22 protein-coding genes and 1 pseudogene are annotated in these 25,157 nt (G+C 59.0%); 17 read left to right on the top strand and 6 right to left on the bottom strand.

Annotation, left to right across the window (positions count from 1 at the left end; genetic code table 11):
* Positions 1-27 precede the first annotated feature (27 nt).
* The 5 genes and pseudogenes from VJU77_12025 to VJU77_12045 all read left to right on the top strand — a co-directional run bounded on the left by VJU77_12025 (position 28) and on the right by VJU77_12045 (position 3,426).
* A complete protein-coding gene (locus VJU77_12025) occupies positions 28-1,479 on the top strand; it encodes a toll/interleukin-1 receptor domain-containing protein (GenBank protein HKP04071.1) in 1,452 nt (483 codons plus the stop codon).
* 14 nt (positions 1,480-1,493) lie between these two features.
* The gene (locus VJU77_12030) at positions 1,494-2,132 is read left to right on the top strand and encodes a hypothetical protein (GenBank protein HKP04072.1); all 639 of its coding nucleotides are present in this window, start codon (positions 1,494-1,496) and stop codon (positions 2,130-2,132) included.
* 319 nt (positions 2,133-2,451) lie between these two features.
* Positions 2,452-2,670, top strand: coding sequence for a hypothetical protein (locus VJU77_12035; GenBank protein HKP04073.1), 219 nt, complete (start codon positions 2,452-2,454; stop codon positions 2,668-2,670).
* A gap of 12 nt (positions 2,671-2,682) precedes the next feature.
* Positions 2,683-2,805 (top strand): annotated as a pseudogene (locus VJU77_12040) (Fic/DOC family N-terminal domain-containing protein).
* Positions 2,800-3,426 (top strand): Fic family protein, encoded by a 627-nt coding sequence (locus tag VJU77_12045; GenBank protein ID HKP04074.1) that lies wholly within the window; start codon positions 2,800-2,802, stop codon positions 3,424-3,426. Before VJU77_12040 ends, VJU77_12045 begins: the two are co-directional and overlap by 6 nt.
* Before the next feature lie 345 nt (positions 3,427-3,771).
* On the opposite strand, the gene VJU77_12050 is transcribed toward VJU77_12045, so the two are convergent.
* On the bottom strand, positions 3,772-3,981 hold the full coding sequence (locus tag VJU77_12050) for a hypothetical protein (GenBank protein HKP04075.1): 210 nt from the start codon (positions 3,979-3,981) through the stop codon (positions 3,772-3,774).
* A 1,066-nt stretch (positions 3,982-5,047) separates the two neighbouring features.
* Here VJU77_12050 and VJU77_12055 point away from each other — a divergent pair.
* Positions 5,048-7,159, top strand: a complete 2,112-nt coding sequence (locus VJU77_12055; GenBank protein HKP04076.1) for a DUF4365 domain-containing protein — start codon at positions 5,048-5,050, stop codon at positions 7,157-7,159.
* A 3-nt stretch (positions 7,160-7,162) separates the two neighbouring features.
* Here the strand turns inward: VJU77_12055 and VJU77_12060 are convergent, their stop codons facing one another.
* The 5 genes from VJU77_12060 to metK all read right to left on the bottom strand — a co-directional run bounded on the left by VJU77_12060 (position 7,163) and on the right by metK (position 11,530).
* Positions 7,163-8,011 carry a DUF3883 domain-containing protein gene (locus VJU77_12060; GenBank protein HKP04077.1) on the bottom strand — a complete coding sequence of 283 codons (849 nt, stop codon included), beginning with the start codon at positions 8,009-8,011 and terminating at the stop codon, positions 7,163-7,165.
* Between the two features lie 87 nt (positions 8,012-8,098).
* Positions 8,099-8,266: a helix-turn-helix domain-containing protein gene (locus tag VJU77_12065; GenBank protein HKP04078.1), complete on the bottom strand. Its 168-nt coding sequence runs from the start codon at positions 8,264-8,266 to the stop codon at positions 8,099-8,101.
* A gap of 164 nt (positions 8,267-8,430) precedes the next feature.
* Positions 8,431-8,655 (bottom strand): hypothetical protein, encoded by a 225-nt coding sequence (locus VJU77_12070; GenBank protein HKP04079.1) that lies wholly within the window; start codon positions 8,653-8,655, stop codon positions 8,431-8,433.
* Positions 8,656-8,892: 237 nt separating this feature from the next.
* Positions 8,893-10,326 (bottom strand): adenosylhomocysteinase, encoded by a 1,434-nt coding sequence (gene ahcY / locus VJU77_12075; GenBank protein HKP04080.1) that lies wholly within the window; start codon positions 10,324-10,326, stop codon positions 8,893-8,895.
* Positions 10,327-10,330: 4 nt separating this feature from the next.
* Positions 10,331-11,530: a methionine adenosyltransferase gene (gene metK / locus VJU77_12080; protein ID HKP04081.1), complete on the bottom strand. Its 1,200-nt coding sequence runs from the start codon at positions 11,528-11,530 to the stop codon at positions 10,331-10,333.
* Between the two features lie 104 nt (positions 11,531-11,634).
* Here metK and VJU77_12085 point away from each other — a divergent pair, with 104 nt between their 5' ends.
* The 11 genes from VJU77_12085 (at position 11,635) to VJU77_12135 (ending at position 25,154) form a co-directional block, all read left to right on the top strand.
* The gene (locus VJU77_12085; GenBank protein HKP04082.1) at positions 11,635-12,570 is read left to right on the top strand and encodes a metalloregulator ArsR/SmtB family transcription factor; all 936 of its coding nucleotides are present in this window, start codon (positions 11,635-11,637) and stop codon (positions 12,568-12,570) included.
* A gap of 106 nt (positions 12,571-12,676) precedes the next feature.
* Positions 12,677-14,194, top strand: a complete 1,518-nt coding sequence (locus VJU77_12090) for a hypothetical protein (protein HKP04083.1) — start codon at positions 12,677-12,679, stop codon at positions 14,192-14,194.
* Positions 14,195-14,325: 131 nt separating this feature from the next.
* Positions 14,326-16,086, top strand: a complete 1,761-nt coding sequence (locus VJU77_12095; GenBank protein HKP04084.1) for a tetratricopeptide repeat protein — start codon at positions 14,326-14,328, stop codon at positions 16,084-16,086.
* A gap of 70 nt (positions 16,087-16,156) precedes the next feature.
* Complete coding sequence (locus VJU77_12100) at positions 16,157-16,432, top strand: hypothetical protein (protein HKP04085.1); 276 nt, start codon at positions 16,157-16,159, stop codon at positions 16,430-16,432.
* Between the two features lie 46 nt (positions 16,433-16,478).
* Entirely contained in the window at positions 16,479-16,802 is a 324-nt protein-coding gene (locus tag VJU77_12105; GenBank protein HKP04086.1) for a hypothetical protein, read from the top strand.
* A 226-nt stretch (positions 16,803-17,028) separates the two neighbouring features.
* On the top strand, positions 17,029-18,120 hold the full coding sequence (locus VJU77_12110; protein HKP04087.1) for a lipopolysaccharide kinase InaA family protein: 1,092 nt from the start codon (positions 17,029-17,031) through the stop codon (positions 18,118-18,120).
* Between the two features lie 40 nt (positions 18,121-18,160).
* Positions 18,161-20,203, top strand: coding sequence for a tetratricopeptide repeat protein (locus VJU77_12115; GenBank protein ID HKP04088.1), 2,043 nt, complete (start codon positions 18,161-18,163; stop codon positions 20,201-20,203).
* A 100-nt stretch (positions 20,204-20,303) separates the two neighbouring features.
* Complete coding sequence (locus VJU77_12120) at positions 20,304-22,298, top strand: tetratricopeptide repeat protein (GenBank protein HKP04089.1); 1,995 nt, start codon at positions 20,304-20,306, stop codon at positions 22,296-22,298.
* On the top strand, positions 22,288-23,055 hold the full coding sequence (locus VJU77_12125) for a phosphodiester glycosidase family protein (protein HKP04090.1): 768 nt from the start codon (positions 22,288-22,290) through the stop codon (positions 23,053-23,055). Before VJU77_12120 ends, VJU77_12125 begins: the two co-directional genes overlap by 11 nt.
* A gap of 108 nt (positions 23,056-23,163) precedes the next feature.
* Positions 23,164-23,934 carry a fumarylacetoacetate hydrolase family protein gene (locus tag VJU77_12130; GenBank protein ID HKP04091.1) on the top strand — a complete coding sequence of 257 codons (771 nt, stop codon included), beginning with the start codon at positions 23,164-23,166 and terminating at the stop codon, positions 23,932-23,934.
* A gap of 194 nt (positions 23,935-24,128) precedes the next feature.
* The gene (locus tag VJU77_12135) at positions 24,129-25,154 is read left to right on the top strand and encodes a MotA/TolQ/ExbB proton channel family protein (GenBank protein HKP04092.1); all 1,026 of its coding nucleotides are present in this window, start codon (positions 24,129-24,131) and stop codon (positions 25,152-25,154) included.
* The last annotated feature ends 3 nt before the right edge of the window (positions 25,155-25,157 follow it).

The following is a 25,157-nucleotide window of genomic DNA, read 5'->3' on the forward strand; positions in this document are numbered from 1 at the left end:
ATCCGTTATGACGATTCGCGGGAGTCGATGATCGCAATCTCTTATCGCCGGCAGGACTCCAGCCCGGTCGCGGGCCGGCTTTACGATCGGCTCCAGGCCGAGTTCGGCAAAGGCAGCGTCTTCATGGATTTCGATTCAATCCCCTACGGCGTCGATTTCCGCGAACATATCAAACAAACTCTGCAACGCGCCAAAGTCGTGGTCGCGATCATTGGGCCGGAGTGGTGCGGCGGCCGAGAGCCGGCAAACCGCCGCATCGACGATCCGACCGATTTTGTTCGGCTTGAAGTGGCGAGCGCCCTGGAGCATGGCATCCCGATTATCCCGGTCCTGATCAACAACACCCCGATGCCGGAAGCAAAAAATCTTCCGCCGGAACTGGAAGGCCTGGCGTTTCGAAATGGCCTCGCTCTCGACACAGGGATCGACTTCCATCATCACGCGGACCGCCTTATCGCCGGAATCCATCGAGTGGTCGATCCGCCAAAGGCGCCCGAACCACCGGCTCCCCTCGTGCCTCAAACGAGTGCGGCTCCGGCAGCCCGGAAGCCGTCCAAATTGCTTCCGGTTTCCATTGCGGTCGTTGCGTTGGCCGGAATAGCAGCGTGGTATTTCTCGAGGCGACCGAACCAAGCCACGACAGTCCACGAGGTAGTCGCAACAACTCCGGCGCCGGCCGCGGCTTCGCCCGCCGCCACGAGTTCACCACCGGCGATTGCGGTCGCCAGTCCGACGGCAATGCCAATGGCCGCCGTTCGATCGCCCGCGGCCGCGACCTCCGGCGAAGCACCGCCGACGGGTCCAGGTCGAGTCAGCGCCAGCGAACAAGTCTTCACGGGCAAAATTGGGGCCAAAGAAGCGACCTTTCGCCTGCGCTTTGAACCGGACGGTCGGGTTACCGGCACCTATTCCCAGAGCGGTTCGACCTATCGTCTCGAAGGCCGCCGCACCTCGGACAAGTTGCTGCTCGATGAATTCACGGGCGAACGGATCACTGCCCACCTCGACCTCGCCCGGTTGGAAACGGGTGGCGCCAGCCGCTGGGAGGGAACCATGCGCAACACGCCTCCGGACAAGCGCGTGCTCGCGGTCTTCTTCGAGAGCGGGCCTGCCACCGCCGCTACGTCCCAGCCCCCCGCTGCCTCAAATTCCGCTGAAGAGAGCGGGACAACCGGCGAGTATTCCTATCGGGGGAAAGTCGGCCCTTACGATGCCTCCTTTCAGTTGCGTTTTGAACCGAGTGGACGCGTGAGCGGCACGTACACGCTGTCGAAAAACACGAGTCTGGTTCTGCGCTTGGAAGGACGAAATCCAAAGGGCCGGTTGTTCCTGGACGAATATACCCACGATCGTCTCAGCGCCCGGATCGAACTCAGCCTGATCGATTCCGCCAGTGACATCCGCTGGGAAGGAACGATGTATAATACACCGCCGGATAATCGGGTCTTCCCGGTTTCATTCTCCCGGCCTCGGAAATAATATTTAGCCCACCTATGAACAAGAATAGAACCCTCCTCGCGCTCGCCCTCTTAACCCTGGCCTCGGTCTCCAGTGCCCAGGCCGAGGAACCAAAAGCTTCCACAGACTATTTCCCTTTGCGGGTCGGGGATTCGTGGACCTACCGCAATAGCGCGGACCAGAGCGAGTACACGCTGAAAGTTCTTGGAGAAGAAAAGCAGGCCGACGGCTCAGTCCGTTATCAGGTTGAAAAACTGGCTGGCCCGAAAGACAGCCAGGTCAAAATCCATCTCTGGTTCTCCAAGGCGAAGGGCTGGGTTTTGCTGCATGGCGAGCGCTACCCCGAGCATGAAGGCCTGGAGGCAAAATACGAACCGCCCAAACAATACCTGCCGAGCCCGCCCGCTCCCGAAGCGAAATGGGAGTGGAGCGGCAAGGATTACACCCAGACCCCGATGCTCGAAAAAAACCGAGTGGTTGGGTCCGAAGAGATAACGGTTCCGGCCGGAAAGTTTCGCGCAATGAAAGTGGTCAGTGAGGTTACCGGGAGCTCGGCTCCGGTCACCAAGACCTATTGGTACGCGGACGGGGTCGGCCTGGTAAAGACCACTTCAGAAGCCGGCGAAATCAAGTACGGCTCGGAGCTGGCAGATTACAGCTTCAAGAAGAAGTAGGAGCGCTCGGAGGGGATGCGCCCCGCCGCAGCGGGGCTTTGAATCCTTCAATTAGCAACGGGGAGCGCCCGACCTTCCGGGGACTTCGGTCGGCTCGGCACACCGGTTTACCTCGTCGGCTCTCCGGTCTTGTGCGGCGCGGTGCCTGACTCTTCATCGAACTTTCCGGCAGGAGCCGGTTTCAGATTGGTCGCCGGTTGGGAGAGGCTCGACAAAGATTGGTTTAATTACCGAAGAGCTTAATAAAGAAACTGGGGTTTTTCTTTAATAACGAAGGAGTTGAAGAAAGCTTCCTTTAGTTGGAACTCTCAATCGAAAAATGAAACCGCAGGACTTCAAGAGCAGGGAAGCGGGCCGCCTCGTCAAACAACCGGGTGGCTTTTTCGCCTTTGTCCCAGCCCCCTTGCCGCCGCCATTGAAATACGACGCTGCCTTGGCGGTAGCGCAATCTCGCGCGGATGCCGCCTTGAGCGAACTGGCGGGTGTGGGCCGGCTCCTGCCGAATCCGCACCTCTTGATTGATCCTCTGATGCGATAGGAAGCGGTCCTCTCCAGCAAGATCGAAGGGACGCGCGCCAGCCTCTCGGAAGTCCTTGAAGCAGAAGCGTTGGAAATGAGCGACGCCGAGAGCGGCGACATCCCCGAAGTCCGCAACTACATCGGGGCGATGACGCATGGTCTTCAGCGGTTGAAATCGCTGCCCCTGTCTTTGCGGTTGGTGAGCGAATTGGACAAGCGCCTGATGCGGAATGCTCGCGGTCATGACAAAACGCCCGGGAAATTTCGGCGCTCACAAAACTGGATTGGACCGCAGGGCAGCACGCCGGAGAATGCCGTGTATGTCCCGCCGCCCCTCGACGAACTGATGCCAGCCCTTGGCGACTGGGATGTTTTCTTATACAAGCGCGACGCGTTGCCGGATCTGATTCAGTGCGCGGTGATGCATGAGCAGTTCGAGGCGATTCATCCGTTTCTCGATGGAAACGGCCGTGTGGGCCGCCTGCTAATCACACTGTTCCTGATCGAGCGCGGTCGGCTCACGCAGCCGCTCCTTTATCTCTCAGTTTTCGTCGAAGCGCATCGCCAGGAACATAATGAATTGTTGCAACGAGTGCGGACCCCACGGCGATTGGGGTCGTGGCTGCGGTGGTTTCTGCGTGGAGTCGAAGTGACAGCACGTGGCGCTGCTGCAATGCACGACGCCGACAGCTCTGAAAGCAATCAGCGAAATCGAAGCGCAGGGAATCCTGACCGGAGCGATTCGGCACGCGGAAGCAGTCGACTTGTCTGGTGAAAACTTCCTCGGGTTCACGCCGATTTTTCGAGGTGCAGCCACGCGGTTTCTCTGATTCTCTGAGATAAGGCGCCCGCTTAATGCGAGCAGCAATACGTGGCCAATACTTCAGGGCGAGATCACACTCCCATACCCGCACCACGCACCAGCCTACTCTGCACAGAGTTTTCATGACGAGGAGATCGCGCTCGCAATTGCGCTGCAACTTCGCCGCCCACCATTCAGAGCGATTCTTCGGTAAAGGAGCATGCTTCGGCTTCGGCCCGCTGTAGCATCGACTCGGATTGTGGGATGTGAGATAACGGACATCGTGGATGCCGACTTTGAATACGACGTCTTCCTGAGCTACAGCGCGAAGGACAAGGCGGTGGTGCGCCCGCTCGCGGAGCGGTTGCGGTCGGACGGGGTGAAGGTGTGGTTCGATGAATGGGTGCTCAAGCCCGGCGATAGCATCCCGGCGAAGATCGAGGAAGGGCTGGAGCATTCGCGCGTGCTGGTGCTCTGCATGTCGGCGAATGCGTTCGGCTCAGACTGGGCGCAGTTGGAATCCGGCATATTCCGGTTTCGCGACCCGCTGAACAAGGAGCGCCGCTTCCTTCCCCTGCGACTCGACGACGCCCCCATCAAAGGCTCCTTGGCGCAATTCCTTTACATCAACTGGCTTCCGGCGGAACGCGAGCAGGGGTATGCGAGGCTCCTCGAAGCCTCTAGACCTCCGGCCACACGCCAGCTTGAAGAGCCAGCAATTCGCTGCGAGGGAGGGTCTGAGCAGAAGTCGTTCTTTTCGGTTAAGTCAGAAATACATTCCCTCGCATTCAATTCGGATGGAGTTCGAGCCCTCTCGGGAGGCTACGACAACACGATGCGATTATGGAACATAGCGCGAGGAGTTTCGATTCGCGAGTTCAGGGGCCATAGGGGCACTGTTTTGGGTGTGGCTTGGAGTCCGGAGGGCAGACGCGCCCTCTCCGGATCCGATGACAATTCGGTCCGGGTTTGGGATGTGGAAACGGGCCGCTGTCTGTTGGTGTGCAAAGGACACACTGCCTCAGTGAATGATGTAGCTTGGAGCCCGGAGGGCCAGCGCGCCCTGTCCGGATCCGATGACAAAACCGTCCGACTTTGGGAGGTTAAGACAGGCCGCGGCCTCTCTGTATTCCAAGGGCACACGCACTGGATTAAGTGTGTAACTTGGAGTCCTGACGGCAAGCTAGCGCTTTCCGGGGCTACGGATCAAACTCTTCGAGTATGGGAGGTCCAGACCGGCCACTGTGTGAGCGTGCTCGAGGGTCACTCAGGCGCTATCACGAGCGCGGCTTGGAGTCCCGACGGCCAACTTGCCCTGTCCGGTTCTTCAGATAACACCGTCCGGTTGTGGGATGTGAAAACGGGACGCTGCCTCTTTGTGTTGGAAGGTCACACCGCCTCCATCTTGAAAATAGTTTGGAGGGCTGATCGGCATTATGCCCTTTCTGGCTCCAGAGATGAGACGGTGCGTCTTTGGGACCTAAAGACGGGGCGATGCTTGCATATCCTCAAGTGTAGCATGGCTGTTAGGGGGTTGGAATGGAGCGCCGATCAACACCATGCGTTTTCCGGTGACACTTGGGGCGGAATTCGAATGTGGGATCTATCGGAATTCGTAAAGGATGCAGGGTCATCTGCAGATGCGGGGCTGTCTCCGCTCGATCAAGTTCAATACACGAATGCCAAGATCCTCCTCGTCGGCGACAGCGGTACGGGCAAGACGGGACTTTCCAAGCGGCTCGCTTTGAATGACTGGCAGCCCAGTGACTCGACGGTCGGCGCGTGGGCGACGCAGTGGAAGCTGCCGGTATCGGGGGGCAAGGGCGTCGAGCGGGAAATCTGGCTCTGGGATTTCGGCGGGCAGGCGGACCAGCGGTTGATCCACCAGCTTTACATGGACGAAACCGCTCTCGCGGTGCTGGTCTTTGACGGCCAGAAGGAAGACCTCTTCGAGACACTGGGCCAGTGGGACCGCGATCTCACCCGCGCTTCCCGAAAGGAGTTCGCCAAGCTGTTGGTCGCCGGGCGCGTGGATGCCGGCGGCCTGCGCGTCAGCCGGAGCGAGGTCGAGAAGTTTGCGGCGGATCGGAAATTCGGGGGCTTTCTGGAAACGAGCGCGAAGAAGAATACGGGCTGCGAGGAACTCAAGCAGGCCATCCTCGACGCCATCAAGTGGGACGAGCTTCCCTGCCGCACCACGGAGGTGCTTTTCAAGCGGCTCAAGGAGGAGATCATCGCGCTCAAGGAGAATGGCCGGGTACTGATGCGCTTCAATGAACTGCGCGAGACGCTGCAACTCCGGCTGACCGGCGAATTGGCGCGGTTTAACGATGCAGAACTGCGCGCGGTGCTGACGCTGCTTGCCGGTCCCGGCGTGGTGTGGGAACTGGCATTCGGCAGTTGGGTGCTGCTCCAGCCGGAGCGCATCAACGCCTACGCGCAAGCCGTGATCCGGACGTTGCAGGCGGACGAGAATCAGCGCGGCTGCCTGATGGAGGAGCGGGTGCTGAAGGGCGACCTGATGTATGAGTCGTCCATCGGAAAGCTGGAAGGCGACGACGAGCGTTTCGTCCTGCTGGCCATGCACCAGACGCTCGTGGAGCGCGGCCTTTGCCTGCGGCAGCCGACGTCGAAGGGCAATCTGCTCGTCTTTCCCAGCTATTATCGCCGCGAACGAGAGGAGCAGCCGAAGCTTCCGGCGGTGCTCGTGGACTATCGCTTCACGGGATTCCTCGATGAGATTTATGCAACGCTGGTCGTGCGCCTGCACCACAGCGACGCGTTCCAGCAGGACAAGCTGTGGCGTTACGCCGCCGATTTCAAGACGAACGCCGGGAAACAGCTCGGCATCAAGCTGACGCGGCGCGCGCCCGGGGTAGGCGATTTGGAGGTGTATTTCGACCCGGCGGTCTCGATGGAGGAGAAGATCATCTTCAGCAAATACGTCCACGAGCACCTGCTCCAGCACGCGCGCGACGTGGAGCGGCTGCGGCATTATGTCTGCCCGGAGTGCGGCACGCCGGTGGGCAATCGCGAGGTGGCGATGAAGCGGCTCAACGACTGGCTGCGAGGCCGGCCACCGCAGCCGGAAGCGACGGGCTCTTTCAAGCTCCGCCAGAAAAAGGAGGAGACGCCGAGCATCATCTGCGTGGGCTGCGAGCAGCGGGTGCTGCTCTGGGATGAGATGGAGCAGTGCTTCGCCAGCCCGGAGATTCAGCAGCGGGTCCGCGAGATGCAGGAGGAGTCCGCCATCGAGCTGAGCAACCAGAGCAAGGAACGCGCGCTGGTGGGCGAGGTAATCTCCACCGTGGCACTCGCGGACCAGATCAGCCGGGAGTTCAATGTGAGCGATCAGGGCATCGACATGGAGATTGAGTTCAATGACGACGCGCACGAGGCCACCGGCGCGAAGCTCTACCTGCAACTCAAGTCGGGCGATTCCTACACGCGCAAGCGCAGGGGCGACGGCGCCGAAATCTTCACGCTCAAGAAGCAGCGCCACGCGGAATACTGGATGGCGCAGAAGTTCCCGGTGCTCCTGGTGATCCGCAATTCCGAGGGCGAAGTCCGCTGGATGGAAGTGCGCGACTGGCTGAAGCGCGCAAGCGACAACGGGAAGAAAGCGGTGAAGCAAATCGTCTTCGAAGGCGAGCGCTTCGACGTGATGAGTGTGCGGCGGTGGCGCGAGCGAGCGTTGGCGTCCTGACGGCTACTTTGGAATTGCCGAGAATGTCACCGCCGTAAGTCGGGAGGTGGTTTGGAGCGCGCCGAGGAGGGTGAATAGCTTGGGAGATTTCCCGAAGGCGAAGAGGCGATAGAGGTGGTAGTCGGGGTCGCGAGCGGCGGAGAATTCGACTTCGTTGCGGGAGGCGAAGAATGGGGTGAGGGCACCGAATCGGGTGGTCTTGACTTCGATGAGGCGTTCGCGGCCGTCGATCTCGAAGGAATGGATGTCGTAGCCGAGATGATCGCCTAGGGTTTGGGAGATGTGTTCGATGCGGTCGGCGAGGCGGCGTTCGCCGGCGCGCCAGAGGCGCTCGTGCTCGAAGCGCAAGACGAGATCTTCGCCAGCGCGGCCGAGGGAGCGGCTGCGTGCTTCGATTTCCAAATAGTTGCGACGGACGGGCGGTTGGGCGGACGACGGTTCTTCGCGCACGCGAGCCGTCGGCTCCTCGGAATGCGGGCGCGGGACTTCAATGCCAAGAATGTCGTCAAAGACGGGCGGTGGAAGAAGGGGTGCTTCTACCGCGGCTGCGACCGTGGCATTGAGATTGGCCGCAGCGCTTAGGCGCTCAGCGACGACTTCGGCGAGAAGCCGCTGGTAATTGCCGAGCGGCTTGTATCCATCGATGTAGGGATAGCCGAGTTCGATGAGGATCGCGCTAATGTTTTGATGCTTGCGTTCGACGGAACCGCGTGGGCGATCATCGAGCATCAGCTGCAGATTCCGATTGCGCTCGGCTTTGTTGAACGGCTCCCCGCGCAATTCCATAGTCAGCATCGCGAAGTAATCGGCGACGACGGCTTCGACTTCTTCGCGCAACCAATTGGCGGGCATGTGGGACATTATTCGACGAGCTCGCCGCATGGAAGGCGCTTCTCTGGCGGGCGAGTCATCTTCTACAACGTGCAGGCGTTCCACCGTTCAGTGCCCGCGCCAGTAAGCACGGATTTTGATGCCGGGATTGCGCACCCCAATCTTGATGCCGCTGAGGTAAGTGCGGCCGAGATCGAACGATTCGGCCAGTTGGTCTTGAGAAAGGCCGCGATCACTGCGCCGGCGCGCCACGTTGCGGCCAAACGCAGCCAGCATGAGGTCACGCTTCGGTCTGCGGACAATCGGCGACAAATATCTGGTTTAGAACATTCGAATTTCCGTCCGTCCGGCGAAATCAGCCTTCGCCAGATACCCAGCTTGCTTCTGCGAAAGTTTCATTAGTTTCACGCCGATCTTTTGGAGGTGCAGGTGGGCCGATATCAAACGGTGACAGGTACGGTGACGAGCGCCCGTTTTGCAGGCAAGGCGCGATGCCCTCGTTCGCTTTCGGCGATCTCATCGCTCACCAATCGCGAAAGCTCCCGATAAACCTTTTGTTCATCAGCGCCATGGCAGACACCGCCGATAAAGAGGTCGGGGCAATATCCGACGAAAAGCTGGTCTGATACATTCCACTGAACAAATTTTAAGTAATCGGTTTTCATTTTCGCACTTCGCGGACGGCGATCCTGACTGCCTTTTCCTGGTAGTGATGAGCATCTGCGCCGCCCGCTCCGCTAAGAATTATTTTACGCGGCGAATCAGGGTGAGCAAACTTGCGATGGCTCCCTTTGCCACCGCTTGTGTTAAGCCAACCGGCTCTTTCCAGTTCTGCAACCAGTTCGCGGATTTTCCGAGGCATCGCGCCTGTCGTTCTCGTGGCCGGAGCTCGTGATGTCCGCTTAGTAGCGGTAGTGCTCTGATTTGTACGGGCCTTCGATCGGCACACCGAGATACTCGGCCTGCCTCTCGGTCAGCTTGGTCAATCTCACCCCGATCTTCTGGAGATGGAGGCGGGCAACTTCTTCGTCGAGTTGTTTCGAAAGAACGTAAACACCCACCTTGTAGGTATCCTTGTTCTTCCAGAGATCGAGCTGGGCGAGCACTTGGTTCGAGAACGAATTCGACATCACGAAGCTCGGGTGGCCGGTGGCGCAACCGAGGTTCACGAGCCGGCCTTCCGCCAGCATGAAAATTTCGTGGCCATCCGGGAAGGTGTATTTGTCCACCTGCGGCTTGATGTTGGTCCGCTTCACGTCTTTGCGCTCGTTGAGCGGCTCGACCTGAATCTCATTATCGAAATGTCCGATGTTGCAGACGATCGCCTGGTCCTTCATCCGCTCCATGTGCTCGAGCGTGATGATGTCGACGTTGCCGGTCGTGCTCACGTAAATGTCGCCACGCCCCAGCGTGTCTTCGACCGTGGTCACTTCGTAGCCCTCCATCGCCGCCTGCAGCGCGTTGATGGGGTCGATTTCGGTGATCACCACGCGCGCCCCCTGGCCGCGGAGTGATTGAGCGCAGCCTTTGCCGACGTCGCCGTAACCGCAAATGACCGCGACTTTGCCCGCGATCATGACGTCGAGCGCGCGGTTGAGACCGTCGACGAGCGAATGACGGCAGCCGTAAAGATTGTCGAATTTCGATTTGGTAACCGAGTCGTTGACGTTAATGGCCGGGATGAGCAGCTGATTGTTCTGCTGCATCTTGTAAAGGCGATGAACGCCGGTGGTCGTCTCCTCCGAAACGCCGCGCCATTCCTTCACCAGCTCATGCCAGCGATAGGGATTCTCGCGCTGCACTTCGAGCAGCAGATCCTTGATGACCTGTTCTTCCTTGCTCGCCGACTTCGATTTCGCCCACTCGCCGCCTTCTTCCAGCTCGTAGCCTTTGTGGATGAAGAGCGTCACGTCGCCGCCGTCATCGACGACGAGCTGAGGACCTTTGCCGTCCGGGAACGAGATCGCCTGGTTGGTGCACCACCAATATTCCTCCAGGGTCTCGCCCTTCCACGCGAACACCGGCACTCCCGCCTTCGCAATCGCCGCCGCCGCATGGTCCTGGGTCGAAAAAATATTGCAGCTGGCCCAGCGCACTTGCGCGCCCAGAGCGACGAGCGTCTCAATCAAGACCGCCGTCTGAATCGTCATGTGCAGGGAACCGGTCACGCGCACGCCCTGGAGCGGTGTGCTCGGCGCGTACTTCTCGCGGATTGCCATCAATCCCGGCATCTCTTTTTCGGCGATCGCAATTTCCTTGCGACCCCAATCCGCGAGCGTGATGTCGCGAACTTTGAAGTCTTGTTTCGTGATTTCTTGGGTGGTGGTAGTGCTCATAAATTTATTTCGCAGCTTTCTTTAAGGCGGCGGCCTTGTCGGTTTTTTCCCAGGTAATATCGGGGTCGTCTTTGCCGAAGTGGCCGTAGTTGGTGGTCTTGGAGTAAATCGGGCGAAGCAGGTCGAGCTGCTTAACGATATCGGCAGGCTTGAACGAGAAAGTGCGGTTGATGGCGCGCTCGATCGCTTCCTCGTCGACGGTGTTCGTGCCGAAGGTGTTGATCGCCATGCTGACTGGATCGGGGTAGCCGATCGCGTAGGCGAATTGGATCTCGCAACGCTTGGCGAGCCCGGCCGCCACGACGTTCTTCGCGACCCAGCGTCCCATGTAGGCGGCGCTGCGATCGACTTTGCTCGGGTCCTTGCCGGAAAACGCCCCGCCGCCGTGCCGGCCCCACCCACCGTAGCTGTCGACGATAATCTTGCGGCCGGTGAGACCAGTGTCGCCCTGCGGACCGCCGATCACGAAGCGACCGGTTGGATTGATTAGAAATTGGGTGGTGCCGTTGAGCATCGATTTCGGCAGAACCTTTCGGATTATCTTCTCGATGCAGAACTTTTCGATCTCGCTGTGGGCCTTGTCCTCGGTGTGCTGGGTCGAAATAACCACGTTGGAAATGCCAACCGGCTTGCCGTTCTCGTAAATCACCGAGACCTGCGATTTCGCGTCGGGGCGAAGCCATTCGGCTTTCCCGCTCTTGCGAATCCGGGTCAGCTCGCGGCCGAGACGGTGCGCGAACATGATCGGCGCCGGCATCAATTCCGGCGTGTCGTCACAGGCGAAGCCGAACATCAGTCCCTGGTCGCCCGCGCCCTGTTCCGCGGTCTTTTTGCCTTTCGCCTTCTTCGCGTCGACGCCCTGCGAAATGTCGCCGGATTGGTCGGTGATGACCGTGTTCACGAAAATTTTCTTGGCGTGAAAGACGTCGTCGTCGTGGACATAACCGATCTCTCGAACGGTATCGCGCACGATCTGGTTGATCGGGATGACGTCTTCGAGGTGCTTGTTCTTCGGCAGATTCGGCACCGTGATTTCGCCGCCGACTACGACCACGTTGCTCTTGGCGTAGGTTTCGCAGGCCACGCGGCTCCGACGGTCCTGGCGGAGGCAGGCGTCGAGAACGGCATCGGAAATGGTGTCACAAACTTTATCCGGATGGCCTTCGCCTACGGATTCGGAAGCAAAAATGAAACGTCGAAGCATGGAAGTGCAGTTGGAAGATTGGAGATTACGCTGAACTGAAGAAGCAAATGATCAGCCAACATATTGACCAATCATGATACGTCGATATATCGTTTGGGCAGCAAATGGCGTCAACCATTAATTTTCTCAAGCTCCTGGCCGATCCGACCCGGCTCCGGCTCCTCCTTTTACTCGAGGAAGACGAGCTCTCCGTGGCCGAGCTGCAGAAGATCCTTGGGATGGGCCAATCCCGCATCTCGAGTCACCTGGCCCAGTTGAAACGGGCCGGCGTCGTGGAAGACCGCCGCGCGGGGAAGAATGTTTATTATGGGCTGACCGCGAAGGAGGAACGCAATCCCGCCCGGGCCAAAGTCAGCGAGCTGATTCGGGTGCTCGCGCGCGAGATGCCGGAAACAGCGCGGGACCGGACGGCGCTTCAACTCACCCTCCGGAAGCGGCGGGACAAGGCGCGCGAATATTTCGACGAGCTCGCCGGCAAATTTGGACGCAGTTATGTCCCCGGCCGATCCTGGCAGGCGCTTGCTCACACCTTAATTTCGCTGCTCCCGAAATTGACCGTGGCCGATCTGGGCGCGGGAGAAGGAACCCTTTCCCAGCTCCTCGCGAAAACCGCGCACAAGGTCATCGCGATCGATAATTCGCCGAAGATGGTGGAGTTCGGGTCGCAGCTGGCAAAAAAACACGACTTCACAAATCTCGAGTACCGCCTCGGCGACATAGAAGACCCACCCATCGCCAAGGGGACGGTGGACCTGGCGATTCTGAGCCAGGCCCTGCACCACGCGATTTATCCCGAGCGCGCCATCGCCGGCGCCCACCGCATTTTGCGAAAGGGCGGACGGATCGTCATTCTCGATTTGCTCAGCCACCGCTTCGAGCGGGCCCGCGAGCTTTACGCCGATCACTGGCTCGGCTTCAGCGAAATCCAGCTCCATCAATTTCTCGAAGCGGCCGGCTTCAAGAACATCGAAGTCACCGTCGTCTCCCGGGAAAAACAGAGCCCTCATTTCCAGACGGTTTTTGCCACCGGGCTGAAGTAAGGCAGCGCTCGGCGATTTTGGGGAGAGACACAAAATCGCTGGGATCGGCGAGATTCATCGCGTGTTTTCGCGCGCCCAAGTGTCTATGCTTTTAGATCGCCCGCCTATGAAAAGAATAATCCTTCTCCAGTGTATCGTTACCGCCATCTCCTCGCCGGCATTCGGCGGCCCGCCCGCCCTCACGATTTACAACCAAAACTTTGCCGTGGTGCGGGACACGATACCGCTGGATTTGAAGGAGGGAGCCAATGAGGTGCGCTTCTCGGAAACGACGGCGCATCTCGAGCCGGATTCGGTCATTCTGCGCGATTCGCAGGGAAAAACGAATCTCGAAATCCTCGAGCAAAATTACCGGAACGACCCTGTCTCGCAGGAATTACTCCTCTCGATGTTTGAAGGAAAGACCATCGATTTTCTAGTGACGGAAGCGAACAAACCGAACACGATCGTGCAGGGCAAGATCATCCGGAGCGGATATGCGATGCACTCGCAATCGGCTTTGAACCGTTACGGCCCGAATTACAGCGCGGCGCAATCGTCGATGGCTTATGGAACGACCGGCACTTCCCAGCCGATCATCGAAGTAGACGGGAAGCTTCGGTTTGCCCTCCCAGGACAGCCACTTTTCCCCGCGCTCGGCACCGACACCGTTCTGAAACTAACCATCGCGTGGCAGCTTCGGGCGGACAAGCCCGGCAAACTCGAAGCGGAGCTGGCCTACGTGACCAGCGGAATGAGCTGGGAAGCGGATTATAACGTCGTGGCCCCCGAGAACAGCGACCTGCTGGACGTGGTCGGCTGGGTCACAATGGACAACCAGAGCGGCAAAACGTTCGAGAACGCCAAGATCAAGTTGATGGCCGGAGACGTGAGCAAAATCCAGGAAAGAGGCGCCTACGACTACTTGGGGAACGAAGAGCTCGCCGTCTCTGCCGTCAGCCAGGTTCCGCCGGTCACGGAAAAGGCCTTCCAGGATTACCACCTCTACACCCTCGCGAGACCGACGACTCTGCGGGACCGCGAAACGAAGCAGGTCGAGTTCATTCGCGCCGCCAAGGTGCAGTCGCAGAAGATTTACGTTTACGACGGGATGAAGCTCGATTGGCAACGGTATCGCGGTTACTCGATGGAAAATATGCGAAACAACCAGGACATCGCCGCGGAGTCCAATTCCAAGGTCGCCGTCATGCGCGAGTTCAAGAACTCGGAAGCCAACCATCTCGGAATGCCGCTTCCGAAAGGCCGGGTCCGTTTTTACAAGGAAGACGACAAACAGCTGGAGTTCACCGGCGAGAACGTAATCGACCACACGCCCAGGGACGAAACGGTCCGCATCTTCACCGGGAACGCCTTCGATCTCGTGGGCGAACGGCGCCGGACGAATTTCAAGATCGACACGTCGAAAAACACGATCGACGAATCGTTCGAGATTACTCTGCGTAACCGGAGCAAGGAAGGGGCGGAGATCCGGATCGTCGAACATCTCTTCCGCTGGTTCACCTGGGACATTAGCGAAAAGTCGGACGCCTTTACGAAGACCAACGCCCAGACTGTCGAGTTTCGCGCCCAGCTCAAACCGAACGAAGAAAAGAAGGTGCGCTACACGGCGCATTATTTCTGGTGATACCCCAGGATTGCTTCCAATAACGTGAAGCCGTCGTCCCTCGCATAGACGGAGCAACGGCGCTCGATTTCACTCGTCAGCGAAGAAGACCGCTGGTAGGACTCATTTCGCCCCTCGCGGAAAAACCAAGTGTGAATCTAAAAAAATTTTTCGCCGAATTGCAGCGGCGAAATGTTTACAGAGTGGCTGCGGCTTACGGGGTCGTGAGCTGGCTTCTCGTCCAGATTGCCACCCAGGTCTTTCCTTTCTTTGACATTCCGAGCTGGACGATTCGGATGATTATTGTCGTCCTCCTCCTTGGGTTTCCGGTCGCGCTGATCATAGCCTGGATCTACGAGCTGACACCCGAGGGACTGCAGCGCACCGACGACGTAGCGTCCGCGAAAGCGCCGGCGTCGAGCAAGGGACGTAAAATCGATTTCGTCATCATCGGCGTGTTGCTCGCCGTCATCGCCATTTTAGCCTGGCGGCACTTTCACCAGGGCCGGACGGCTACTAATCCGGATCTGCCCCGGAAGAGCATCGCCATTCTCCCCTTTATCGATCTGAGCCAGACAAAAGATCAGGATTATTTCAGCGATGGTATCACGGAGCAGATCATCAACTCTCTCTCTCACATCCGGGGTTTGCTCGTGGTCGCCCGCACCACTGCCTTCTCTTTCAAGAACAAGGAAATGGACGTGCGAGAGATCGGGCGCCAGCTCCAGGTCGACCACATGCTCGAAGGCAGCGTTAATCGGGGTCCCGATAAAGTGCGCGTGGTGGCGCGACTCATCGATGTGGCGAACGGATTCAACCTGTGGTCGGAAACGTATTATTCGTCAGAGAAGGATCTCCTGTCGCTGCAGAGCGACGTAGCCGCGAAAGTGGCCAGCGCTCTCCGTCTCGAGCTGAAGCTGGCCGAGACCACTCAAATGGCCAAGTCTCTGACTCAGGATCCGGAAGCGTATGATTTATATCTGCGCGGACGCTATTTGCTAAATAAGCGCACGAACGAATCGACCCAGAAAGGACGCCTGCTTTTCGAACAGGCGGTGGCGAAAGATCCTCGCTTCGCCCTGGGGCACGCGGGAATCGCGGATTCCTACATCCTGCTTGGCAAAGCGGGCGCCATCTCGCCTGACGAGGCGTCCAACGCGGCCTGGTCGGAAGTTTCCACCACGCTTGGAATCGACGAGAACCTGGCGGAGGGCTACATTTCCCGGGCGACCATCCTGGCCGATTTCGACTGGAACTGGCCGGCAGCGGAGGCCGACTTCCGAAAGGCGCTCACGTTAAACCCCAACAGCGCGATAGCTCACCATTGGTACGCACGAAATCTTGCGCAGCTGGGCCGTTGGGACGAGGCGCTCAGGGAAAATAGCGCGGCTGAAAAACTCGATCCCCTCTCTCCGGTCATTTTGCAATCCCGGGCGAAGATTCTTTTTGCCGCTCGCCGTTACCAGGAAGCGATCGCTTCCTGCCAGAAAGCACTTGGGCTCGAAGGAAATTTTAGCCAGGCTTTCCAGATCCTGGCGCAGGCTTACGTCCACGACAAACATTATCCGGAGGGTATCGAAGCTGCGAAAAAGTATGTGGAGCTATCGAATCAAAGCAGCTACACAAAGTTGGAGCTGGCCTACGCTTACGCGCTCGCCGGGAACAAAACGGAGTCCGACCGAATCGTAACCGAAGTCATTTCCAAGAAGGAGCCGTTCTCGCCCTACGACATGGCCACTATCCGCGGGGTCTGGGGCGACAAGGATGCCGCTTTGGAGTGGCTCGGAAAAGCAATCGACCAGCGCTCCGTTGATGTCATCTGGATCAGAGTTGATCCGCGCCTTGACCCACTGAGGTCGGACCCGCGTTTTGCCCAAGTCCAGGCCCGCCTGGTGCCACGCCGTCAACCTTAGCCGGCACCCAAAAACAAAAAAGCTTGTTCTCTCGCCTAACAAATCCTCTAATCGGGCCGGAGCAAACGATATGGCAACCTACCAATGTCCAAACCCCTCCGGGGAGAAATACACGGTTAACACGCTCAACCGAAAACTTAAGAGCGATAGCGCCTTTGCCGCGTTCTTTTCCGCCCAAATGAAGCTGGCTGTGGCGGGCGATAAGGAGGCCCAGGCCTGTATTGATTCCTATTATGAGCCTGCTGACTCGGAAATGCAGGGTCTTGGGATCCCCTCCTCCGATTGGGCCGTAATGAGAAAATGCACTGATTCAGGATCACTGCTGGCTCCTACGGCGGGGGAATAGACATCCGAGGAAACTACGCAAACGATAATCAACCCACCAGAAAAATATGGCCAAGAAAAAGAAGGAAAAACCCACTGCCTTACCTGACATCTGCTCAAATCCGGGGCGCGCGTTAGGCCTCTGGGACCTCATAGCAAAACTTCAGAGCGACAAAGGTTTCGCCGCAGAGTTCATTGATCTGCTGAAGCTCGCCAATAACAACGAGCAAGACGCTATTGACTGTGTTAACGCCTTACTGGCGCCCAGCAAGGATGAACTAACAGGTTTGGGCGTACCCCTGTCTCAAGTGGACAGCTTTAGGAAATGCACCGAGTCGGGATTGCTGGTTGCCGCCATAGCCCGACAAGGCGCCGAAAAATCCCGCAAGTAAGATCGGTATTCCTGTTTCTGAGGTAGCCCGCGAACCATCGCAGCGTTGGCTCGCGCTGATAAGGCACCTGCCGGTATCCGACGGCGACTGGGCCTATTCGCGGTCGGCGCGGAGAGACGACCCGGCGCAGGGGTGGAAGCTTCACGTCTCAGCCACGATCCTATCGGCCGCGGAGGTCTTCGCTCGGACCGAGCCGATCCTGCGCGGCAACGATGCGCTCTTTAAGGTGCCCTGCCGGCTGGAGCTGCTCCGATCGCTAAATTCGGGCCTGGGCGATTTCTCCCAGATTGGGAAATTCCTGACCGTTTATCCGCGTTCCATTGACGAGGCTTTGAAATTGGCTCGCGAACTCCACGGCGCCACCCGTGGGCTACCCGGTCCCCCCATTCCGTTCGACGCCCGATACCGCAAGGGTAGCCTGGTCTATTATAGATATGGGGCCTTCCGCAGGCCCGTCGGGGCCCTGGCCGGATATATTCTCGATCCGAAAGGAAAGCGCCATCGAGACAAACGCGCGCCCGGCCGGGCCGTGCCGCGATGGATTCAAGATCCCTTCCAGAAGACGCCGCCGAAAAGCTCGGCCTGGCGGGGACTAATCAGCCGGCAACTTCTGGTCTTTCGCGCCAAAGCTCAACGTGGCAAAGGAGGCGTTTATGAAGCGCTCGACCTCTCCGTTTGGCCTGTCCGTGAAGTGATCATCAAAGAAGGCCGGCGTCATGGTGAAACCAACTGGGATGGGAGAGATGGCTACGCGCTCGTCGAGCACGAGGCCCGGGTCCTGCGCAAGTTGCGCAAAGCAGGGTTACCTGTTCCCGGGATTCTTCGGGAGTTTACCAAGAACGGGAACCGTTACCTTGTGCTCGAGAAAATTATTGGACGCCCTCTACTGGCCAACCGACGCCTCCATCCGCCTCGACCTTCTTCCCTTCGCGCCGGGAGGGTTCTGGAGCAGTTGGAGCCAATCCTGTCCAGGATGCACGCGACGGGATGGACCTGGCGAGATTGCAAGCCGTCACATATTCTTGTCCATCGAGGATCGGTGCGCTTAATCGATTTCGAGGGTGCGTGCCGAATCGATCAAACCGAGTCGCTCCCCTGGGGCTCGCCGGATTATGTTCCCCCCCGTTGCCGCGGAAAATTTTCCCGGCCCGCCGGAACTCTCGAAGATGATTACGCTCTGGGCGTCATTGGCTTCCAATTCCTATCCGGGGAATTTCCACCTTCTGGAGGGCGCGCCCGGTCCGCCATATACCGGCGCACAAACTGTCCGAAGCCGCTGCGGGAGAGAATTGAGCGGCTGTTAAATTCGACGATTTAGTCGCGCTTTGTAAAGTGACCGCCTGGGAAACCGTCTTAGCTTGGCCAACTCATTCAAGTCTTCACGTCTCTATGGATTCTTTTGCGAACTGCGGCGCCGCAAGGTCTACCGCGTCGCGGCCGGCTATGGCGTGGTGGGCTGGTTCGTCATTCAAATCGCGGTCACCGTCCTGCCAGTCCTGACGCTGCCGCTTTGGTTGACGCGGCTCGTTGTCATTCTGGTGCTCGCTGGATTTCCGATCGCGCTCATTCTGGCCTGGGCCTTCGACATCGGTTCGGACGGAATCGAGGTGACGCCGGAGCCGGCGGCCGGCGAGGCGTGCCCGCCCGCCCTGCCCAGCCGGCGAAGGAACATTTTCGCCCTGGCCGTAACCGGCCTGATCATTTCGGCGCTCATTGGTTATTTCGTTCTCTCCCGCACTTCTTTCCGAAAGCTGGAGAAGTCGATCGCGGTTTTGCCTTTCGCGAACTTCAGCACGGACGCCGCGAACGCCTATTTCGCCGATGGAATTCAGGACGACGTGTTGACCAACCTCGCCAAGATCAGCGATTTGAAAGTGATCTCGCGGACTTCGGTGCTGCCGTATCGCGGGCAGACCCACAACATTCGAGAGATCGGCATGGCGTTGAATGTAGCCACGTTGCTGGAAGGCAGCGTCCGGCGCGAGGGAAAGCGAGTTCGGATAAATGTCCAGCTCATCGACGCCGTGAACGACCGGCATCTTTGGGCGCAGGTTTACGACCGCGAGCTAACCGATGTCTTCGCCATCCAAAGCGAGCTGGCGCAGGAAATTGCCTCCGCCCTCAAAGCCACGCTTGCTCCCGGCGAACAGGAGAGGATCGAACGCAAACCGACTCAGAACGGCGACGCCTACCTCCTGTATCTGGAGGCGCACGAAATATTCAACCGGCCGGATCGCCATCATGACGACCTGGCCAGGGCGGAAGAACTTTACGAGAAAGCAATCCGGCTCGACCCGACTTTCGCCCTGGCCCAGGCGCGTCTTTCCCATCTGCAAAGCTGGACGTTTTACGCCATCGAACCACTCCCCGTCCGGGCCGAGAAAGCACGGGCCGCGGCAAGCGAAGCGATCCGCCTGCAGCCCGATCTGGCGGAGAGCCATCTCGCCATGGGTTACGTGCATTATTATGTCGACCGCGACTATGACAAAGCCCTGAACGAGCTGGCCCTGGCGCGTCGCGGATTACCCAACGATCCCGGTGTCTTTCGCGCCATGGCCGCAATCCAGCGGCGGCAGGGAAAATGGGACGAATCCAGCGCCAGCTACGCGAAGGCCGTCTCGCTCGACCCGAAGGATCCGATTCTTCTCGAGAACATGGGCATGAATTACCTGGCGGTCAGGGATTACGCCAACGCGGCGAAAATATTCGACCGGGCGTTGAAAGCTGCGCCGGACACATTCACGATTCGGGAACTCCGCGCCCGGGTCGATTTCTATTCCAAAGGCGATTTGAAACCGATCCAGGCCCTGTTGGCGTCCTGGCCTGAAAACATCGATCCGAACGGAACGATCACCCTCGCGCGCTTTAACTACAAGATGTACGAGCGCAAGTTCGACGAAGTCATCAGCCTTCTGGAACGCAGCCCGGCGGAAAAATCACGCGGGGAAACGAGCGCGCCTCTTTCGAAGTCATTTCTAAAGGCGACCGCTTACGCCGCCATGAAAGACGCAGCGAACGCCAGGGCAAGCTACGAAGAGGCGCGTGAGAAAGCCGAGAAGGCAGTCCAGGAAAGTCCGGACGATGGTCCTCGCCACGCCTTGTTGGGCCTGATTTACGCCGGGCTCGGCCGTTGCGATGAAGCCCTCGCTGAAGGAAAGCACGCGGTCGAATTATTGCCGGAAGGCAAAGACGCCTTCGACGGCCCGATCCTGGTCATCTCTCGGGCCCGGATCAGCATGATGTGCGGCGATTTCGATACCGCGCTCGCCCTTCTGGATCGATCGCTCCAAACGGCCTCCGGAGTTACCCTGCCGGAGCTGCAATTGGATCCGGTCTGGGATCCGCTCCGGAGCGATCCACGCTTTCCCAAAATGCTTGCGAAATTCAGTCGCCCGAAATAGGGCGGCGGAAGTCGCTGCCGGCCGCTCCCAACAATTCCACAACGCCAGTCGAACAAATCTTGTCTCAGAGTGAGCAGAAGTCTGTAATTTAAGCCCAGAGATGAGCGGTTTCTTCGAAGAGATAAAACGACGGAAGGTGTATCGCGTAGCAGTCGCCTATGCGGTCGTCGCCTGGCTGGTTATCCAGGCGGCGTCGATCGTCTTTCCGGCGTGGGAGCTTCCCGCCTGGGCCCTGCGTCTGACCATTCTCCTGCTGTTAATCGGGTTCCCGATCGCGCTCATCCTAGCCTGGGCACTGGAAGTGACCCCGGAGGGAATCCGCGCCACACCGAGCATCCCCATGGCGCCGCGCCGCCGCCGCAATATCGTGGCCCTCGTTGCGATCGGGGTCATTGTCTCCGCCGCGGCGGGCTTTTTCCTTCTGCCTCGCGCTTCCGCACGCAAAATCGACAAGTCGATCGCCGTCCTCCCATTCGAAAACTTCAGCGACGACAAGGAAAACGCTTACTTCGCCGATGGAATCCAGGATGACATCCTGACGAACCTTTCCAAGATCGGGGACCTGAAGGTCATCTCGCGCACTTCGGTGATGCCGTACCGCGGCAAGGAAAAGAACGTGAAGGAAATCGGCAAAGCGCTGGGAGTTTCGGCAATTCTGGAGGGAAGCGTCCGCAAATCCGGCAATCGCGTCCGGGTCAACGTCCAGCTAATCAATGCCGAAAACGACGAACACGTCTGGTCGGAAATTTACGATCGCGATCTCACGGACATGTTCGCGATCCAGACCGACCTGGCGAAGAAGATTGCCGACGAGCTGCACGCCAAGCTTTCGCCGACCGAGAAAGCGCAGATGACGCGGAAGCCGACCGAGAACGGGGAAGCGTACCTGGCGTTCGTCCAGGCGCATAATCTTCAGCGCGAACGGGAGGAACTTCCGAAATTGAAACAGGCGGAGCCGCTTTTCGACCGCGCGCTTCAGCTCGATCCGAACTTTGCCCTGGCGGCCGCCAGTTACTCCCAGCTTCAAAGCTGGATTTATCACAGCTTCGAGCCGACTGCCGAACGGCGGAACCAGGCCCGCACCCTGGCGGAGCGCGCCCTCCGACTCCAGCCCGATCTCGCCGAGGCTCATCTCGCCTTGGGATTCGCCTTCTATTATGGCGAGCGTGATTACGATCGCGCTCTGGCCGAATTTGCCATTGCTCAAAAAGGGTTGCCCAACGAGGCCGAAGCCTACCTGGCGATCGGCGCCATCCAGCGGCGCCAGGGCAAGTGGGACGAATCGAATGCGAACCTGGAAAAAGCGGCCAGCCTGAGCCCAAACGAAACCTGGCCGTTGCAAAACCTGGCTTTGAACTACCAGATGCAGCGAAAATGGGAGCTGGCGAATAAGACAGTTGATCGCGGTTTGAAGGTGGCGCCCGACTCTTTTGCGCTCTGGTCGATCAAGGCCCAGCTCGAGATTTCGGAAAAGGGAACGTATGAGATCGCCGAGCGAGGCGCGAAAATGGTCGCGACCAAACCGATGGATGAGCAGACGCGGCTGCACTTCAACATCGGGATTGCGCAAGTCCGTTTATTGCAGCGCCGGTATGCCGAAGTCGTGCAATTGACCGACAGCATGCGAGACGAGCTGCTTGGGAATGATGTGGAACAGTTGATGGGAAAATACGGCACGAGCGGGCTCGCCAAGAAAATGCTGGGCGACGAAGCGGGCGCGCGGGAGGCTCTTCTGAAGGTGAAAGGTTACGCCGAACAATTCGTCGCCGCCGCGCCGAACGAAGCAAAGCGCCGCACCCGGCTGGCCGAATGCCTGGCGTGGCTCGGCGAAAAGGAAGCGGCCATCGCGGAAGCAAAACGCGCGATCGAGCTGCTCCCGGAAAGTGTGGATGCTTTCGATGGCCCGGTCTGTACGCAGACGCTGGCGGAGGTCTACATGATCGTCGGCGACTACGATCAAGCGCTGGCGATCGTCGATGGCTTGTTGTCCCGGCCGTCGGATGCCACGGTGGCGAAACTGAAGGTAAATCCGCTCTGGGACCCGATCCGGAACGATCCTCGTTTCATCGCGCTGTTGAAGAAGCATGGCGGCTAGAATTGCGCTGGTTGCCGCACTTCTGTTCCTGCTGCGCGCCATTTCGGCGGACGCGGCTTGGACGGTCGCTTCATCAGAAAGTGAACCTGGCACCGCGGCCGGAGTTGAACGCCGCCATATCATTGTCTCCGGCGCGACGGGAGACGAAGCCCGGCTGGAGCTGGCGCTCTTCTCGAGCAAATCCGCCACTGTCCGCGTGGTCGATAATCCCAGCGGCGACGAACTTGGCTCGGTGGCGAGCCGGTTGCGGGCCCTCGCCGGCGTAAATGGCGGCTACTTTGATCCGCAGAACGCTCCCGTCGGACTGGTAATCGGTGATGGTAAAATGATCGCACCATTCCGGAAAGCGAAGCTGTTGAGTGGCGTGCTCGTCGTTAACAGGAACCGAGTGGAGCTGATGCGCTCAGCCGAGTATTCGCCGCGGAAAAACACCATAGCGGCATTGCAGTGCGGGCCCTTCCTGGTCGACGGCGGCACGCCGGTCGCTGGCTTGAACAATACCAGGCCTGCGAGGCGAACCTTCTTTTTTACCAGCGGATCGGACCGGGCCGGCATCGGGTTCTGCTCCTCGGTGACGCTGGCCGAAATGGGCGAAATTTTGGCGACGCCACGCCTGGCCGGCGACCTGAAGGTTCAACGCGCCCTCAATTTTGACGGCGGATCCTCGAGCGCGTTCTGGTTCGCCGGCGAAAAAGGAGTTTTCTCCATCGGCGAGCTAAAGACCGTGCGGAATTTCGTCGTGCTGACGCCGAAGTAGTTACAGCTTCAAGGAGCGGCGATTTGAAATCGCCGTTTTTTCGGTCGGCGATTTCAAATCGCCGCTCCTTGACGCGAACCGTTGATCCACGCGAGACTCGCAATTCCCATGCGAACCTTCGGCGGCTTCAAGCGAAACGGCCAGATCGTCTATGGCGAAGTCCGTGGCGAGGAGGTGCATTTGCTGACGAAACCTTTCTGGCTCTCCCTCGATTTCACGGGCGAAGTCGCCCCGCTCGGCGACTTGCAAATCGACGTGCCGGTCGCTCCGGGCAAGCTTATCGCCGTCGGCCTCAATTACGCCGATCACATCGCCGAGATGAAACGGACGCCGCTGGGGACGCCGCTGATCTGGTTCAAGGCGCCCACGTCGCTCCTTCCGCACGAAGGCACGATCGAGATCGCGTTTCCCGAGCACAAGACCGATTTCGAGGTGGAATTGGCCATCGTCATCGGCAAGCGAACGAAAAACGTCAGCCAGGCTCAGGCGCTCGACCACGTCTTTGGCTTCACGATCGGCGAAGATATCAGCGACCGCGTTCTGCAAAGTTCCGAGAAACAATTCGCCCGGGCCAAGTCTTTCGACACCTATTCGCCAGTCGGTCCATTCGTTTATGCCGGCGTCGACGTGGCCGACCTCGAAATCACTCTTCGTCAAAACGGGGAGGTCAAACAACAGGCCCGAACCAGCCAGATGATTTATCCCGTGGCGGAAATTGTCTCGTTCGCCAGCCAGTCGCTCACCCTCTTGCCGGGCGATTTAATCATGACCGGAACCCCTTCCGGCGTCGGCCCGATCAAGGAGGGCGATGAGCTGGAGGCGCGGATCGGGGATTGGCCGCCGCTGCGTAATTCCGTCCGAAACAGCGGGGCGCCATGAAAAATAATGCTTCCCTCGCGCAATTTCCTAACCCTAAGCTACATCCCACGGAGGATGACAATGCGAAGTAGTATTAGTGGGTCCTCCGAAACGTCGAAACGAAAACGCGAAAGTTTTGCTCGACTCGCACTTATCTCATTGAGGATAACAGACTCATCGATATTCGATCCCGGGAAAGCTTTCCAATCAATCCTATGAAAACACTGCTAATCGCCAGCCTCTGCTCCGTCCTGTTCGCGCTGACTTCGTTCGGCCAAACACCGCCACCGGCCCCGCCGAACGCGCCCGCCAATAAGCCACCCGGCGCGCCTCCGGTTACGGGGATAAGCCCGGCCGCAGTGAATCCCGCGGTTCCACCGGCGCCGGGCGCGTCCGTTGCGGGCACGAACCCAGTGGCCCCGGCCTCCACGGCCCCGGGAATATCGCCGATCGCCGGGACGACTCCTTCGACCGCTGCCATGTCGCCAGCGACCACAACGACTACGACGGCGGCGACGGCCACGCCGACTCCGACCCCCGCATCAACCGAATCGGGTGGCGTTTTCGATAAGAATTTCTTCGTCGACAACTTCAAAAAAGGCGGCCCGATCATGTGGCCCATCCTGGTTGTTTCCCTCACCGCTCTGGCAGTGGTGCTCGAACGCATTTTCTGGTGGCTCGGCCGCTGGATGCGCCGCGATCCGAAACGAATCGAGAAGGTTTTCACGGCCATCGAAGTCGGGGATGTGACGGAAGCGTCCCGGCTCTCCCGCGATTCGCGTGACCCAGTTTTGCGCATGATGTGGAACGGATTGAACCACCAGCACGCTTCGCTTCAGGGCGCGCTCCAGGTCGCGGCCGGCATCGAGATCAAACGCGCCGGGCGTTTCCTGGTCGTTATGGATACCCTCGTTACGCTCGCCCCGCTGCTCGGTCTGTTGGGCACGATCACGGGCTTGATGAAATCGTTCAGCTTCCTCGGCAACGAAGAGCTGGCGGTGCAGGCGGTCACTGGCGGTATCGCCGAAGCCCTCATCGCGACAGCGTGCGGTCTTGGCATCGCCATTTTTGCCCTGGTTCCGTTTAACTTTTTCACGTCTCGCGTGTCTAACTTAGAGTTCGAATTGCAGACCGCTGCGACGAACCTGGAAGTTATGTTGGAAGCACAAAGCAAGACCGGACATAGCGCGGTGGAGGTGCCGGGAACGACCCCGTCTTCCGCCACTCGTTCGTCAATCTAGAGG

The sequence above is a fragment of the Chthoniobacterales bacterium genome (genome assembly GCA_035274845.1).
Classification (GTDB): Bacteria; Verrucomicrobiota; Verrucomicrobiia; order Chthoniobacterales; family UBA10450; genus AV80.

Bases quoted from the DNA above. Each gene is read 5' to 3' on its own strand.
- VJU77_12125 (HKP04090.1), top strand. From the start codon at position 22,288: ATGGCGGCTAGAATTGCGCTGGTTGCCGCACTTCTGTTCCTGCTGCGC.
- VJU77_12055 (HKP04076.1), top strand. From the start codon at position 5,048: ATGTGGGATCTATCGGAATTCGTAAAGGATGCAGGGTCATCTGCAGAT.
- VJU77_12120 (HKP04089.1), top strand. From the start codon at position 20,304: ATGAGCGGTTTCTTCGAAGAGATAAAACGACGGAAGGTGTATCGCGTA.
- VJU77_12100 (HKP04085.1), top strand. From the start codon at position 16,157: ATGGCAACCTACCAATGTCCAAACCCCTCCGGGGAGAAATACACGGTT.
- VJU77_12070 (HKP04079.1), bottom strand. From the start codon at position 8,655: ATGAAAACCGATTACTTAAAATTTGTTCAGTGGAATGTATCAGACCAG.
- VJU77_12135 (HKP04092.1), top strand. From the start codon at position 24,129: ATGAAAACACTGCTAATCGCCAGCCTCTGCTCCGTCCTGTTCGCGCTG.
- VJU77_12090 (HKP04083.1), top strand. From the start codon at position 12,677: ATGAAAAGAATAATCCTTCTCCAGTGTATCGTTACCGCCATCTCCTCG.
- ahcY (HKP04080.1), bottom strand. From the start codon at position 10,326: ATGAGCACTACCACCACCCAAGAAATCACGAAACAAGACTTCAAAGTT.
- VJU77_12025 (HKP04071.1), top strand. From the start codon at position 28: ATGATCGCAATCTCTTATCGCCGGCAGGACTCCAGCCCGGTCGCGGGC.
- VJU77_12030 (HKP04072.1), top strand. From the start codon at position 1,494: ATGAACAAGAATAGAACCCTCCTCGCGCTCGCCCTCTTAACCCTGGCC.
- VJU77_12045 (HKP04074.1), top strand. From the start codon at position 2,800: ATGACGCATGGTCTTCAGCGGTTGAAATCGCTGCCCCTGTCTTTGCGG.
- VJU77_12050 (HKP04075.1), bottom strand. From the start codon at position 3,981: ATGCCGGATTCCAACTGCGCCCAGTCTGAGCCGAACGCATTCGCCGAC.
- VJU77_12060 (HKP04077.1), bottom strand. From the start codon at position 8,011: ATGCCCGCCAATTGGTTGCGCGAAGAAGTCGAAGCCGTCGTCGCCGAT.
- VJU77_12085 (HKP04082.1), top strand. From the start codon at position 11,635: ATGGCGTCAACCATTAATTTTCTCAAGCTCCTGGCCGATCCGACCCGG.
- VJU77_12035 (HKP04073.1), top strand. From the start codon at position 2,452: ATGAAACCGCAGGACTTCAAGAGCAGGGAAGCGGGCCGCCTCGTCAAA.
- VJU77_12105 (HKP04086.1), top strand. From the start codon at position 16,479: ATGGCCAAGAAAAAGAAGGAAAAACCCACTGCCTTACCTGACATCTGC.
- VJU77_12130 (HKP04091.1), top strand. From the start codon at position 23,164: ATGCGAACCTTCGGCGGCTTCAAGCGAAACGGCCAGATCGTCTATGGC.
- VJU77_12065 (HKP04078.1), bottom strand. From the start codon at position 8,266: ATGCTGGCTGCGTTTGGCCGCAACGTGGCGCGCCGGCGCAGTGATCGC.
- metK (HKP04081.1), bottom strand. From the start codon at position 11,530: ATGCTTCGACGTTTCATTTTTGCTTCCGAATCCGTAGGCGAAGGCCAT.